Raw genomic sequence first — 13,566 nt, 5'->3', positions numbered from 1 at the left:
CGCCCGTTTGCGTTCGCTTTCGGTGCGGTTCCCCTTCTCTCGACGCCGGGTAAGGACCGGTTCAGGACTCTTTCCCCGTTTGGCAAGAACATGGTCCGCTATCTACCGTCCGCCCGGTCCCGGGCGGTACCTTCCAGGAGTCCAGGGGGGACTTGATCGGGGGGTCAGGTGAGCAGTGGACGCGTGCGCGTGCTGAGGCCCGAGGAGCTCGGCGAGGGGGAACGGGAGCGCTGGCGGGAACTGCGCGCCGCGACGGACGCACCGCGCAACCCGTTCATGGAACCGGAGTTCAGCATCGCCGCGGCCCGGGTGCGGCCGCGGGCCCGGATCGCCGTGCTGTACGCGGGCGGGCAGCCCGCGGGCTTCCTGCCGTACGAGCGGGGGGTGCTGGGGCAGGGCCGGGCGATCGCGCTCGGGGTGTCGGACTGCCAGGGCGCGGTCCTGGCCCCCGGTGCCGCCCCGGAGACGGGTGAACTGCTGCGGGCCTGCTCGGTGTCGAGCTTCGCCTTCGACAACCTGGAGGCCGGCCAGGAGCTGTTCGTGCCGTACGCGGCCGAGGAGCACGCCACGTACGTCATCGACGTGGAGAAGGGCTACGAGGCGTACGAGTCGGTGCTGCGCGCCCGGTCGCCGAAGTTCCTGAAGACCACGCTGGCCAAGGAGCGCAGGCTGGGCCGCCGGGCCGGAGCCGTGCGGTTCGTCTTCGACGAGCGCGACCCGGCCGTGCTGCGCGCGCTGATGGGGTGGAAGTCGGCGCAGTACCGCAGGACCGGGCGGCGCGACCGGTTCGCGCGGGAGTGGATCGCCCGGCTCGTGGACCGGCTCGCCGGGACCCGGGCCGCCCAGTGCACGGGCACCCTGTCGGTCCTGTACGTCGGGGACCGCCCCGTCGCCGCGCACTTCGGGCTGCGGTCGGCGTCCGTCCTGGCCTGCTGGTTCCCGGCGTACGACCCGGAGTTCGCGAAGTACTCGCCCGGTCTCGTGCTGCATCTGCGGATGGCCGAGGCGGCGGCGGCCGAGGGCATCGGGATGCTCGACCTGGGGCGCGGTCCGGCCGAGTACAAGGACTCGCTGAAGACCGGCGAACTCGCCGTCTACGAGGGGGCGGCGACCCGTCCGGGCGCGGGCGCCGCGCTGCACTGGCTGAGCCGCGAACCCGCGCGGCGCGCGCACGGTTTCGTCCGCGCCCGTCCGCGTCTGGCGGCGCTGGCGGCGCGGACCCTGAAGGGCGCGGCACGGCTGCGCCGGTCGTGAGGAGGGGGGAGGACAGGTGTTCCGAAGAGCGCGTACGCAGGAGGAGATCCGGCGCTTCCTGGCCATCGGCGCGGTGCAGGTCGCCGAACTGGACCTGGACGGCGCCGAGGCCGTGCTGAGACCCGGCCCGGGCAGCCCGCCGGTGACCCACGGAGAGGTGTTCCTGCTGGTCAGACGGGCAGGCCGCCCGGTGGGGACACTGCTGGCACGGGTACCGGAGGGCGCGGACCCGCGGGCGGTGCTGACGGAGGCGGCCACCGGGGTGGTGGTGGAGGCCGTGGCGCCGGGGACCGTGGCGGTGGGGGGCGGCGGGGAGCCGCCGTACGCCTCGGTCGTCGTGGCCACCCGGGAGCGGGCCGGGCAGCTCGCCCGGGCGCTGGACTCGCTGCTCGCGCAGGAGCACCCGCGGTTCGAGGTCGTCGTCGTCGACAACGCGCCCGTGACCGGCGAGACCCGTGAGCTGGTGGAACGCAAGTACGGCGAGCGGGTGCGGTACGTGTGCGAGCCGGTCCCCGGACTCGCCGTCGCGCACAACAGGGGGCTGGCGGTGGCGCGGGGCGAGGTGATCGCGTTCACCGACGACGACGTGGTCGCCGACCCCCGCTGGCTCACCGAACTCACCGCGCCCTTCGCCGCCGACCCCCGGCTCGGCTGCGCCACCGGCCTGATCCTGCCCGCCCGGCTGCGCACCCCGGCCCAGGTCCTGCTGGAGGGCCACGGCGGCTTCGCGAAGGGCTTCACGCCGACGACGTACGACCCCCAGGACCCGCCCCGCGACGAGCCGCTGTTCCCCTTCACCGCGGGCCGCTTCGGCTCCGGCGCGAACATGGCCTTCCGCACGGACGTGCTGCGTGCCGTCGGCGGCTTCGACCCGGCCACCGGCGCCGGGACGCCCGCCCGGGGCGGCGACGACCTGTACGGGTTCGTCCGCGTCCTCGCCCAGGGGCACCGGCTCCACTACACGCCGCAGGCGCTGGTGTGGCACCACCACCGGGAGACCTGGGCCGACCTGGAGACCCAGGCGTACGGCTACGGCGCCGGCCTCACCGCCTACCTCACCGCGATCCTGGTCAACCGGCCCGCGCTGCTGCCGGCGTTCCTCGCCCGGCTGCCGCGCGGCCTCGCGCACGCCCGCGCGCTGACCGAGGTGCGCGACACGGACGGCGGCGGCGCTCCGGGCGCGCACGACACCCGCACCCACCCCTGGCCGCGCCGGCTGTCGCGGCTGCAGCGCAGGGGAATGCTGTACGGGCCGCTCGGATATCTGCGGGCGCGGCGGGCACCGGGGAGGGGGAGGGGATGACCGCGGCCATACCCGTCTTCCTCTACCACGCCGTCATGGACGATCCGCCGGACTGGATCGCCGAGTTCACCGTCACGCCCAAGGAGTTCGCGGCCCACCTCGACGCCGTCGTGGACAGCGGCCGCACGCCCGTCACCATCAGCGCCCTCGCCGGGCACCTCACCGGCCGGGCCCCGCTGCCGCCCCGGCCGGTGCTGCTCACCTTCGACGACGGCTTCGCCGACCTGCCCGGCCCCACCGCCGACGCCCTGGCCGAACGCGCGCTGCCCGCCACCGCGTACCTCACCACCGGCGCCATCGCCCCGGGCGGCCGCAGTCTGCTGCCGCCCGCCCCGATGATGACCCTGGACCGGGCGGTGGAGCTGGAACGTTCCGGCATGGAGATCGGCAGCCACACGGTCACCCATGCCCAGCTCGACACCCTGACCACCGGGCGGCTGCGCGCCGAACTGCTCGACTCCAAGGCCGTGCTGGAGGACGCCCTCGGCCACCCCGTCCCCCACCTCGCCTATCCGCACGGCTACAACAGCCCCCGGGTGCGCGCCATGGCCTCCCGCGCCGGTTACGAGACGGCGACCGCCGTGCGGCACGCGTTCAGCTCGGACCGGGACGAGCGCTACCGCATCGCCCGGCTGATCGTCCGCCGCGGCCACACCGTCGCCGACGTGGCGGCCTGGCTGGCGGGCGACGGCGCGCGGACCGCCCCCTACCGGGACGGGCCGCAGACCGTCGGCTGGCGGTGGTACCGCCGGGCCCGCGCCGTCCTGCGCGGCCCCTCCTTCGCCGGCTGACCGGGGGACGGGCCGGAATGCGCGCGGGACGGGCCGGGACGGGCCGGGCCGCACACGAGCTGTCGGGCGGCTGCCGGTCCGCGGGCGGGTTCGACGTTTTTGGTGTGAAAAACAGAGGTAATTCCTATACTCGGTCCGGGGGAGGGGAGTCTCGGCGTGCAACAACATGTGCCCGTACCGACCGCTGAGAGCAGCGCGCTGCCCGCTGCCGGCCCGGTCACCGGCCCCGCGGATCCGGGACGGACCTCCGGCGGTGGCCGCAGGTCCTGGCCGGTCCCGCGCCGCTTCCCCGACGCCGGCCTGCTGACGTTGCTGCTCGCCGCCGGGCTGTGGTGCTACGCACTGCCCCGCATCGGCTTCCGGGAGATGGGCGACTACGGCCTGCTGGACCGCCTGCCGGCCGCCTACCACCTCTCGCTGCTGGTCCTCACCGCCGGCTTCGTCCTCAGCCTGCGGCGCGCGGGCACCGCGCCGTGGTGGCCGGCCGCGCACTGTGCCGCGCTGCTGTTCGCGCTCAAGGCACCACCGGCGGTGCTGTACGACGCCGTGCGCTACCCGTGGGCCTCCAAGCACGACGCCGTCGTCGACACGATGCTCGCCAACGGTGAGCTGCGGCCGGGCGCGGCGCTGTCGGGCAACATGTCCGCGTACGACCAGTGGCCGGGCTTCTTCACGCTCGGCGCCGGGCTGGTGCGCGCCTTCGGCGTGGAGAGCGCCGCCGCGTACGCCAACTGGGCGCCGATCGTCCTCGGTCTGCTGATGATGCCCGTGCTGGTCCTGATGTACCGCACCTTCTGCCAGGACTGGCGGCTGGTGTGGACCGCCGTGTGGATCTTCCAGCTCGCCAACTGGGTGGGCCAGGACTACTTCGCCCCGCAAGGGCTCGCGTACCTGCTGCACCTGACGGTCATCGCCGTGGTGCTGCGGCACTTCGTGCGCCCCGGCTCCGCCGGACGGCTGCGCGACCGCTCCTTCCTCGACCCGGCCGCCGCCCCCGTGCCGCCGCCCACGGGGAACCGGCAGCGCGCGGTCTGCGTGGTGATCCTCGCCCCGCTGATCGCCGCCGTCAACGCCACGCACCAGCTCACCCCGGTGATGCTCTGCATCTGCCTGCTCGCGCTCAACCTCACGCGCCGCTACCGCAATTACGGGCTGCTGGCCGTCACCGCGCTGCTGATGCTCACCTGGGACCTGACCATGGGGCGGCCGCTGTTCACCGAGACGCTGTCCACCCTCAAGGAGTCGATCGGTGAGCTGACGCAGAACTCCCGCGCCGGTTACGCGGGGCAGTTGACCGGCCCCGGACCCGAACTCGCCGGGACCGCGAACGTGCTGATGGTGCTCGCGGTCGCCGCGCTCGCCGGGGCGGCCCTCGTGCTGCGGCGCCGGCTGGTCCGCAGCGCGCTGCCGCTGCTGCTGGTCTCCGCCGCCCCGGTCCCGCTCTTCGCCGTCAACGACTACGGCGGCGAAATGCTGTTCCGCGTCTACCTGTTCGGCCTGCCCGGAGCGGCTTTCTTCGCCGCCGCCGCGCTCGTGCCCGCCGTCGCGGGCACCCACCGCAGCCGGATGAGGGCGGTGCGGCGCAGGGTCGCGGCCGTCGCCCTGCCGGCCGTTCTGCTGGTGCTGCTGGCCGGCTTCCTGCCGTCGTACTACGGCAAGGAGAAGATGTACTACACGCCGCCCGAGGAGACCGCACTGGTCACCCGCGCCCTCGACAACGCTCCCGACGGCTCGCTGATCCTCGCCACCAGCGGTTCCTTCCCGCAGGCGCTGCACCGGTACGACCGCCTCGAGCACTGGTTCTTCGCCGAGCAGGAACTGCCCGAGAACGAGAGGATGCTGAAGGACCCGGCCGGTTACCTCGCCGCCGGGATCCCGCCGGGAACCAGGACGTACGTCGTCCTCACCCGCACCCAGGACGTCTACACCGCCGGCGAGGGCCTGTTGCCGCCCGGCGGCTTCGAGACGCTGCGCACGAAGCTCTCCGCCTCACCGCTCTTCCGGACCGTCGAAAGCCACTCCTACGGCGTCGTCCTGGAGTACCGCCCGGCCGCCCGAGCAACGACCACAAGGTGATCGAAGTGACGATGAAGGCCATTCCGTCCCGTCGGGCCGGCGCATGAACGCCACCGGCTCCGCGAACTCCACCGAACCCCCGGACTCCGCAGGTGCCGGGAACGCCGCCGGAACCGGTGACCCCCGCGGCACGAGGGGCGTCCGCAGCACCGGGACGCGCCTCAGGGTCCTCGTCGGGGCCTCGGGCTGGCTCGCGCTGGCCGCCACCGCCGTACCCGGCCCCTCACCGCTGCGCTGGATCCCGGTCCTGCTCTTCACCCTGTTCGGCCCGGGCGGCGCGGCACTGTATCCGCAGCCGGGCGGGCTGGCCCCCGGCGCCAGGCTGGAGGCCGTCGCGCTCGCCGCACCGGTCAGCCTGTCGCTCGGCGTGCTCACCGCCACCTCGCTGTTCCTGGTGGAGGGCTTCTCGATGACCGCCTTCCTCGTCTCGCTCGCCGTCTTCACCACGGTCGCCGCGGCCCTGCCGGGGCTTCCGCTGCCCGCCGCCCGGCGCGGCGCCGCGGAGCGCGCCGGGCGCGGGCCCTCCGACGGCGGTGCCGCATGACGGGACCGCACCGGCTGCGCAAGCGGGCCAAGTGGCGTGGGGTGAGGGACATGGGGCGCGCGAGGCGCGGTTGCACGGCGGTCGTCCTGGTGACGGTCGCCGCGTTGCTCACCGGGCTCGGGTTCTGGGCCGGCGGTTCCGACGACGCGGACCCCTCCGGCGGGACCACACCCGGCAACGCGGCCTCCGGCGAGCTGCCCACCGGCCCCTGCGCCCCCACCGACACGCTGGTTCCGCCCTGCGGCGCCTGGTGGGGCGCCTATGTGCCGTACGCCGCGAACGGCTCGCTCAAGGACGCCGTGCTCGGCTTCGAGAAGAGGATCGGCCGCAAGCTCGACCTCGTGTACAACTACCACGACATGTCGGGCACCGAACTCGACGGGCAGCTGCTCACCCCCGACGAGCAGGAGCTCGGCAGGGACAGGCTGCTCATGCTGGCCTGGGAGTCCACCGTCTGGACCGAGCCGCACCACGAGAACTGGTCGGAGACCCAGCTCGGCTGGAAGAACATCGCCGCGGGGAAGTACGACGAGGAGATCCTCGACCCGCAGATCCGGCGCATCAAGGCCTACGGCAAACGTGTCTTCTTCTCCTTCGACCAGGAGACCGACGCCCGCATCAAGGAGGGCGCGGGCACCCCGGCGGAGTTCGTCGCGGCGTACCGCCACCTCCACGACCGGTTCCGTGAACTGGGTGCCGACAACGTCGTGTGGGTGTGGACCGTCTCCGGCTACCTCGGCAGCGCGAAGGAGATGAAGGCCCTCTACCCCGGGGACGAGTACGTCGACTGGATCGCCATGGACCAGTACAACTACTACGGCTGCCACGACACCACCGACTGGAAGGACTTCCTGCGCAGCCAGCGGCCCAGCTACGAATGGCTGCGGGCGAACGTCTCCGACACCAAACCGGTGATGCTCGCGGAGTTCGCCACCGCACCCGACGCCGACGACCCGTCGCGCCAGCGCGACTGGTACGCCCGGATCCCCACCGACGTGAAGAAGCTCCCGGAGGTGAAGGCCCTGGTCCACTGGAACCGGCCGACCTCCGAGAAGGCCGAGTGCGATCTGACCGTCAACGACGGCCCGGGGCTCGAGGGTTACCGGGAGGCCGGGAAGAACGGGTACTTCCACCAGCCCGTGCCGCCCCGCTGAACGACGCCGGGCGCCGGGCGCACGGGCCGTTCAGTGGGCGCACGGGTCGCTCAGTGGACGGGCGGGCCGTTCAGTGGACGGGCGGGCCGTTCCGTCCGCCGCGGTCCGCGCGCCACGGCGCCGGAACCGCCCGGCCGAGCAGCACGAGCCCGAGGAGCGCGGCCAGCAGCGACGGCGCGACCGGTGCGAGCGCCTCCCGGAACACCCAGCCGGCCACCGCGGCGAGGTACAGGACGCCCCAGCGGCCCGGCCGCGTCAGCCACCGGCCCGCGTGTGCCAGCAGCAGCCACAGCGGTACGAGGCACAGCAGCTGGAACGCCGAAGGGGCCCACCGCAGCAAGAGACCGGGGCCGTCGAGCCCCACCGCCTCCGCGAGGAAACGGGCCGCGCCGGCGTACGGGGCCCCGTCCACCGGCTCCGGCCGCCACCCCAGGGCGGCGGGCGCGGTGTGCAGGGCGACCAGGGCGGAGCCCAGCGCGGTGCCGGGGAGCCAGGGGGCCGGTCGCCCGTACAACGTCACCGAGGCGACGAAGACGAGGAGCAGGAGTCCTCCCGCGGCCAGCGCGGGCGGCGGCAGGCCGTCCAGCAGTTGACGTCCCGTGGGCTCGCCTCCGCCGGCCCCGTCGGACCACGGGAGTCCGCGCACCGAGAACCAGTGGACGAAGGTCGCGAGGCCGAGCAGGGTCCAGAGGATCCACCCGGCCCGACGGCCGGGATCGCCGCCGGAGTCCGCCTCCCGCTCGTCCGGGGCCCGCGGCCGCACGACGAACGCCACCGTGTCCGCCTGGAGCGCCTCCCGTTCGTAGCCGGGGCGGCCGATGAACAGCGTGACGGTGTCCTCGTCGTCCTCGTCGTCCCCGTGGTCCTCTCCCGGGCCCCTGTGCTCGTACGCCGCCCGGCGCGCCCAGTTCGTGCCGTACCCGGCGGTGGCGTTCAGCCGGGCCCAGCGGGTGCCGTAGTCGGGGACGGCGGCGGGCCGTCCCCCGCTCCCGCCGGTCCTGTCGCGCAGCGCCGCACGCAGCCCGAACACCGAGACGACCGCGATCAGCGTCATGCTGATCAGCACCGCCCATCCCGCCCCCGCGATCCCCGCCGGAGTGAACAGCACCGCCGCGCTGCCCAGTACCAGCGCGCACATCGCGCCCTGCAGAACGGCGAGCACACCGGTGCGCCCCTGTACCCGCAGTACGCCGATGTACAGCTCCACGACCACCCGGGGCAGTGCCCCGAGTGCGAGCAGCCGCAGCACGGTCGAGCCGTGCTCGGCGTAGTCCGCGTCGAACGGCGTGAGGATCTGGGGCGCGAAGACGACCAGCACCGCGACCACCGGCACCAGCAGCAGCGTCATCCGGCGCAGCGCCCCGCGCACGCCGTCGGCGAGCTGACGCGGGTCGTGCGAGGCGTGGGCGGTGAGCGACGAGGCCATGTTGATGGCCATGAACTCCATCGTGCCGCCGACGGTGTACGCCACGTAGAAGTAGCCGTTCTCCGCCGCGCTGAAGCGGACCGCGACCATCACCGGCAGCAGATTGATCATCGCCAGGCTGAACAGCGCGCCGAGCGAGTCGCCGGCCAGGAAGCGGCCCATGGACCGCAGGCCGGGCGGTTCCACGTCGCGGTCCGCGGCGGCCTGGCGCGGGATGAGCCGGCGGAAGATCAGCCAGCCGAGCGGCAGTGTGGAGAACGCGATGGCCACGGCCCAGGACACGAAGATGCCCAGCACCGGCAGCGCGCTCGCGAAGACGGCCAGCAGGACCAGTTTCCCGACGGAGAACACGGCGTTCCCGGCCGGCACCCACTCGGCCTTGCGCAGCCCCGTGAGCACGCCGTCCTGGAGGGTGAGCAGCGCCCACGCCACGCACGCCGCGACGAACAGCGCCCCGGCCACCGGTGTGCCGAGGGGCGCGTAGGAGGCGCCCCACTGGTCGAGCGTGAGCAGGAAGACGCCCGCGGCCAGGGCCACGACCACCGAACTCGCCAGGTACACGCCCCACACCAGGCGTCCGGTCTCGCGGCCGGCCCGCGGTACGAAGCGGACCACGGCACCGATCATCGTGGTCGCGGTGATGCTGGCGAGCAGCCGCATCGCGGCGATCGCGGCGGAGCCCTGGCCGACGGCGTCCTCGGAGTAGTAGCGGGCGGCCACCAGCCAGAACCCCAGGCCGAGGACGGCGGACACGCCCGTGCTGAGCATCAGGAAGTAGGCGTTCTTGAACAGGGAGTCGGAGCCGGGCGGGTTCCCGGCGGGCCGGGGCCCGCCGCCGTCGCGCACCGCGGCGGGCTCGTGCACCCGGGTGTCAGTCACGGGCCGGCCCCGGCCCGTCGGCCGGTGCTCCCGGCCGCGTCAGGTCCTCCGGCGGTCCGGCCGGCCGCGCACCGGAACGCTCCAGCACGTCGACGGCTTCCTCCGCCCGCAGCGGGTCCACCGGCAGCGCGTGCCGCGCGAACCAGCGGGCCGCCGCGGGTGCGGGCGACGGGTCGGTGAACTCCTTCCCCGCGTAGTCGTCGAGGGGCGGGTCGTAGAGGTAGCCGACGACGATCCCGCGCCGGGCCAGTGCCGCGATCGCCGCGTCCCGGTCCGCCACCAGCAACGGCACCCGGAACAACGGCTGCACCCCGCTTCCCTCCCCGGGCCGGGCCCACCGGGTCGACAGCAGCAGTTCCGTGCCGTCGCGGTACGCCCGCAGCACCTCGTCCAGCCGTCCCAGCCTGCGCCGGACGCGCCGCAGCCGCAGCGGTCCGGACTCCAGGCGGTAGGTGTGCAGGTCGACGCGGACCCAGGGGTCGTGCGCGGCCAGGTCCGGGGCCGCGGCGACGGCCCGGGTCAGTTCCTCCGGACGCAGCGGCATCCTGATCCCGTCGCGCTCCGTCAGCCCCAGCAGCCCCGACGCGGCCCGGGCAGCCCGCCGCAGCCCCAGCCCCCGTACGGCGGCCTCGGCGTACGGCCGTAGGAAATAGACGAGTTCGGACACCGGCCGGGGCGGGGCGAGCAGCTCGTCGCAGGTGGCCCGCACCTCCTCGGCCAGGCTCGGGTCGGTGAGCGAGAGGATGCCGCCCGCCTGGGCACCGGCATGCTTGGACAGGCTGAAGACGGAGGCCTCGCCCCAGGCCCCGACCGGCCGCCCGCCGACCGCGCTGCCGATGGCGTGCGCCCCGTCCTCGAGCAGCGGGATGCCCGACGCGTCGCAGCGCGCCCGCAGTTCCGGCGCCGGATCCGGGTTGCCGTACAGGTTCGTCGTCAACACGGCGGACAGTGAGCCCCACGTCTCCTCGGGCACGGCGTCGACGTCGATGGACCCGTCGAACGGGTTCAACGGCGCCTGCACCGGCCGCAGTCCCGCCGCCAGCACCACGAAGAAGATGACGTCGTCGTTGACCGGCGACATCAGTACCCGGCCGCCCGGCGGGCACCAGTGGCGCAACGCCACGAACAGCCCGAATCTGCAGGACGGCACGTACACGCATTCCCGGCCGAGCCGGCCGCGCATGATCTCTTCCAGCCGTTCCGGCCGCGATCCCGAGCGCGCCGAGCGCGAGCCGGCCTCCCCCACGGTCATCCGCCCCCCAGTGTGCCTTCGGAACGCCCCCTCCCCGAGACCTTCCGGCACGTGCCCAGAGTCGCCCCGTTCGCACCGCTCCGTCAAGATTGCGTCGTGTCCTGTGGATGACTTCCGGTACGCAGGCGGAGGCGGCACGCGGTGTCCCCGGGTCCGTGCACCCCGTCCCCACCGACCCCACCGGCCCCACGAGCCCCACCGGCCCCACCGGCCCTGCCGGCCGCGGATGCCGGGCGCCACCACATCGGCTCTGCCCAAGACCGCCGTCCCACCCGTAACGTGTGGCACGGCCACGGACACGTGGAGCACCTGCGCACACGAAAGCGAGGCAGCACCCGATGCCCCCCTTCGATGTACCCGAGGGCGATCCCTTCGGCCCGCACAACCTGCCGTACGGCGTCTTCTCGCCTCCCGGTTCGTCGGAGCGGACCGTGGGCGTCCGGCTCGGCGACCACGTCCTCGACGCCGGCGCGGCGGCGCACGCCCTGGGCTCGCCGTACGCCTCCCTGCTCGCCCGGCCGACCCTCAACCCGCTGCTGGCGGCGGGCCGCACGGCCTGGTCGGACGTGCGGCGGGCGCTCACGGCGTGGGTGACCGTCCCGGCGCACCGCGAGACCGTCGAGCCGCTGTTCCACCCGCTGTCCGAGGTGATCCTGCACCTCCCCTTCGAGGTCGCGGACTACGTCGACTTCTACGCCTCCGAGAACCACGCCCGGAACGTCGGCAGGATGTTCCGCCCCGACGCCGCCGACTCCCTGACGCCGAACTGGAAGCACCTGCCGATCGGCTACCACGGCCGCTCCGGGACGGTCGTGGTGTCCGGCACCGACGTCGTACGCCCCTCCGGCCAGCGCAAGGCGCCCACCGACGCCGCCCCCGTCTTCGGGCCGTCCGTCCGGCTGGACATCGAGGCCGAGGTCGGCTTCGTGGTCGGTGTGCCGTCCGAGCTGGGCCGGCCGGTGCCGCTCGGCGGCTTCCGCGACCACGTCTTCGGCCTCTGCCTCCTCAACGACTGGTCCGCCCGCGACGTCCAGGCCTGGGAGTACGTCCCCCTCGGCCCGTTCCTCGGCAAGTCCTTCGCCACTTCGGTGTCGGCCTGGATCACCCCGTTGGACGCCCTGGAGGAGGCCCGCGTCGCGCCGCCGGAGCGCACGCACGAGCTGCTGCCGTACCTGGACGACGCGGACGAGGAACCCGGCGGCTACGACCTGCGGATCACCGTCACCGTCAACGGCCACGTCGTCTCCGAACCCCCCTTCTCCACCATGTACTGGACGGCCGCCCAGCAGCTCGCCCACATGACCGTCAACGGCGCCTCCCTGCGCACCGGCGACCTGTACGGCTCCGGCACGGTGAGCGGCCCCGCCGAACGGGAACGCGGGTCGCTCCTCGAACTGACCTGGAACGGCCGCGACGCCCTCGAACTCCCGGACGGCAAGCGGACGTTCCTGGAGGACGGCGACGTGGTGACGCTGTCGGCCTGGGCACCGGGCCCGGACGGCGTCCGCGTGGGCCTCGGCGAGGTCACGGGACGGGTGGTCCCCACGGTCTGACCCGTCCGGCCCTCACCGATCCCCGACGACCCCTGCCTCACACCGCCCTTCGCCGTCATACTTGGCGTCGGGCGGTGTGCGCGTTCATGCCGCGCTCCCCCCGCACTTCCCGCACGCCCCCAGCACGACCCGAAGCCGCCCTCTTCCGACAGGATCCGGAGCCCGTGGCATGACCGTCTGCCTGCTCCTGCTGAGCGTTGTCGCCGTGACGGCCGCCGTGCCCGTCCCCCGGGCGCTGACCCGGGCGAAGTGGCCGGAACGGGAACCGGTGGTCGCCCTGTGGGTGTGGCAGTGCCTGGTCGCCACCGTCCTGCTGTGCTGCGTCACGGCTCTCGCCCTGGGCGCCGCCGCCGTCTTCGGCACCGTCCGCGCCCAGCTCTTCGCCCCGGCCCCGCCCGCGGTCACCGCGGCGTACGACCTGTCCGCCGCCTCGCCCTGGGCGACCGTCCTCACCCTGCTGCTGGCCTGCGGGGCGGCCTGGACGACGGCCATGCTCGGGCGGGAGCTGGTCGAGGCCCGCCGCCGGCGCTCCCGGGCCCGGGAGCATCTGCGCGAACGCGCCCCCGACCTGCCCGCCGGTCTGCCCGCGGCCCGGGGCCCGCTGCTGGTGCTGGAGGACGAGTACCCCGACGCCTGGTGGATGCCCGGCAGCCCGCCCCAGCTGATCGTCACCACCGGGGCCCTGCAACGGCTCACCGACCACCAGCTCGACGCCGTCCTCACCCACGAGCGCGGCCACGCCCGCGCCCGCCACGACTGGCTGCTGCACCTCTCCACCGCCCTCGCCACCGGTTTCCCCCACGTCCCGCTGTTCGCGCACTTCTGCGACCAGACCCACCGCCTGGTCGAACTGTCCGCCGACGACACGGCCTCCCGCCGCTGCGGCCACCTGACCACGGCCCTGGCGCTGATCGAGCTCAACCAGCACCGCGGCGTGCTGTCCTGCGCCTCCAGCCACCGTCTGCTCGGCGAACGCGTCGACCGCCTCCTGGAACCCCCGCCCCGCCTCGGCCGCCACCACCGCGCCCTGACGACGGCCGCGGCAGCCCTGGTCCCCTTCGTCCCCCTCCTGATCACCTTCGCCCCGGGCCTGACGGCCCTGCCGTAGCCCAGACGCCCACTGCGGGCAGTCGTGCCTCCCCCAGTGCCTCAAGGGCCTGGGAAGTACCCCCAGGGCGATGGGGGTCCCCCCGCCCGAGCGCAGCCGAGGGTGGGGGAGGGTGGGCGATGGGGGTACCTCCCGCTCATAGGGGTCCCTCCCGCTCATGGGGGTCCCTCCCGCTCGAGCGAAGCCGAGAGTGGGGGAGAAGCCGAGAGCGGGGGAGGCACCCCGC

At 74.1% G+C, this 13,566-nt stretch carries 10 protein-coding genes; 8 read left to right on the top strand and 2 right to left on the bottom strand.

The genetic code is table 11. The annotated features are described in order from the left end of the window. Window positions 1-168 precede the first annotated feature (168 nt). The 6 genes from AB0A94_RS00715 (at window position 169) to AB0A94_RS00690 (ending at window position 7,122) form a co-directional block, all read left to right on the top strand. Window positions 169-1,254, top strand: coding sequence for a GNAT family N-acetyltransferase (locus tag AB0A94_RS00715; RefSeq protein ID WP_361736741.1), 1,086 nt, complete (start codon window positions 169-171; stop codon window positions 1,252-1,254). 16 nt (window positions 1,255-1,270) lie between these two features. Then, window positions 1,271-2,557, top strand: a complete 1,287-nt coding sequence (locus tag AB0A94_RS00710; RefSeq protein WP_361736738.1) for a glycosyltransferase — start codon at window positions 1,271-1,273, stop codon at window positions 2,555-2,557. Continuing rightward, the gene (locus AB0A94_RS00705) at window positions 2,554-3,348 is read left to right on the top strand and encodes a polysaccharide deacetylase family protein (protein WP_361736735.1); all 795 of its coding nucleotides are present in this window, start codon (window positions 2,554-2,556) and stop codon (window positions 3,346-3,348) included. The genes AB0A94_RS00710 and AB0A94_RS00705 overlap by 4 nt, the downstream gene beginning before the upstream one ends. 156 nt (window positions 3,349-3,504) lie before the next feature. Beyond that, on the top strand, window positions 3,505-5,424 hold the full coding sequence (locus AB0A94_RS00700) for a hypothetical protein (protein WP_361736733.1): 1,920 nt from the start codon (window positions 3,505-3,507) through the stop codon (window positions 5,422-5,424). A 43-nt stretch (window positions 5,425-5,467) separates the two neighbouring features. Continuing rightward, entirely contained in the window at window positions 5,468-5,968 is a 501-nt protein-coding gene (locus AB0A94_RS00695) for a hypothetical protein (protein WP_361736730.1), read from the top strand. A 50-nt stretch (window positions 5,969-6,018) separates the two neighbouring features. After that, window positions 6,019-7,122, top strand: coding sequence for a glycosyl hydrolase (locus AB0A94_RS00690; RefSeq protein ID WP_361736727.1), 1,104 nt, complete (start codon window positions 6,019-6,021; stop codon window positions 7,120-7,122). Window positions 7,123-7,192: 70 nt separating this feature from the next. Here the strand turns inward: AB0A94_RS00690 and AB0A94_RS00685 are convergent, their stop codons facing one another. Together AB0A94_RS00685 and AB0A94_RS00680 are read right to left on the bottom strand one after the other, a co-directional pair. Continuing rightward, window positions 7,193-9,427, bottom strand: coding sequence for a lipopolysaccharide biosynthesis protein (locus AB0A94_RS00685; RefSeq protein ID WP_361736724.1), 2,235 nt, complete (start codon window positions 9,425-9,427; stop codon window positions 7,193-7,195). Beyond that, the gene (locus AB0A94_RS00680) at window positions 9,420-10,679 is read right to left on the bottom strand and encodes a DegT/DnrJ/EryC1/StrS family aminotransferase (RefSeq protein ID WP_361736721.1); all 1,260 of its coding nucleotides are present in this window, start codon (window positions 10,677-10,679) and stop codon (window positions 9,420-9,422) included. The genes AB0A94_RS00685 and AB0A94_RS00680 overlap by 8 nt, the downstream gene beginning before the upstream one ends. Before the next feature lie 338 nt (window positions 10,680-11,017). On the opposite strand from AB0A94_RS00680, the gene fahA reads away from it, so the two are divergent. Then, the gene (fahA, locus tag AB0A94_RS00675; protein ID WP_361736718.1) at window positions 11,018-12,232 is read left to right on the top strand and encodes a fumarylacetoacetase; all 1,215 of its coding nucleotides are present in this window, start codon (window positions 11,018-11,020) and stop codon (window positions 12,230-12,232) included. A gap of 169 nt (window positions 12,233-12,401) precedes the next feature. Further along, window positions 12,402-13,340: a M56 family metallopeptidase gene (locus AB0A94_RS00670; RefSeq protein ID WP_361736715.1), complete on the top strand. Its 939-nt coding sequence runs from the start codon at window positions 12,402-12,404 to the stop codon at window positions 13,338-13,340. Window positions 13,341-13,566 lie beyond the last annotated feature (226 nt).

Origin of the sequence: Streptomyces sp. NPDC044984 (assembly GCF_040646935.1) — a bacterium.
Classification (GTDB): Bacteria; Actinomycetota; Actinomycetes; order Streptomycetales; family Streptomycetaceae; genus Streptomyces.
This window is presented reverse-complemented; position numbering and strand designations above follow the sequence as displayed.

What these genes read in the sequence shown, in the direction of transcription:
- AB0A94_RS00680 (WP_361736721.1), bottom strand. Translation starts at nt 10,679, where the DNA reads ATGACCGTGGGGGAGGCCGGCTCGCGCTCGGCGCGCTCGGGATCGCGG.
- AB0A94_RS00670 (WP_361736715.1), top strand. Translation starts at nt 12,402, where the DNA reads ATGACCGTCTGCCTGCTCCTGCTGAGCGTTGTCGCCGTGACGGCCGCC.
- AB0A94_RS00705 (WP_361736735.1), top strand. Translation starts at nt 2,554, where the DNA reads ATGACCGCGGCCATACCCGTCTTCCTCTACCACGCCGTCATGGACGAT.
- AB0A94_RS00690 (WP_361736727.1), top strand. Translation starts at nt 6,019, where the DNA reads ATGGGGCGCGCGAGGCGCGGTTGCACGGCGGTCGTCCTGGTGACGGTC.
- fahA (WP_361736718.1), top strand. Translation starts at nt 11,018, where the DNA reads ATGCCCCCCTTCGATGTACCCGAGGGCGATCCCTTCGGCCCGCACAAC.
- AB0A94_RS00695 (WP_361736730.1), top strand. Translation starts at nt 5,468, where the DNA reads ATGAACGCCACCGGCTCCGCGAACTCCACCGAACCCCCGGACTCCGCA.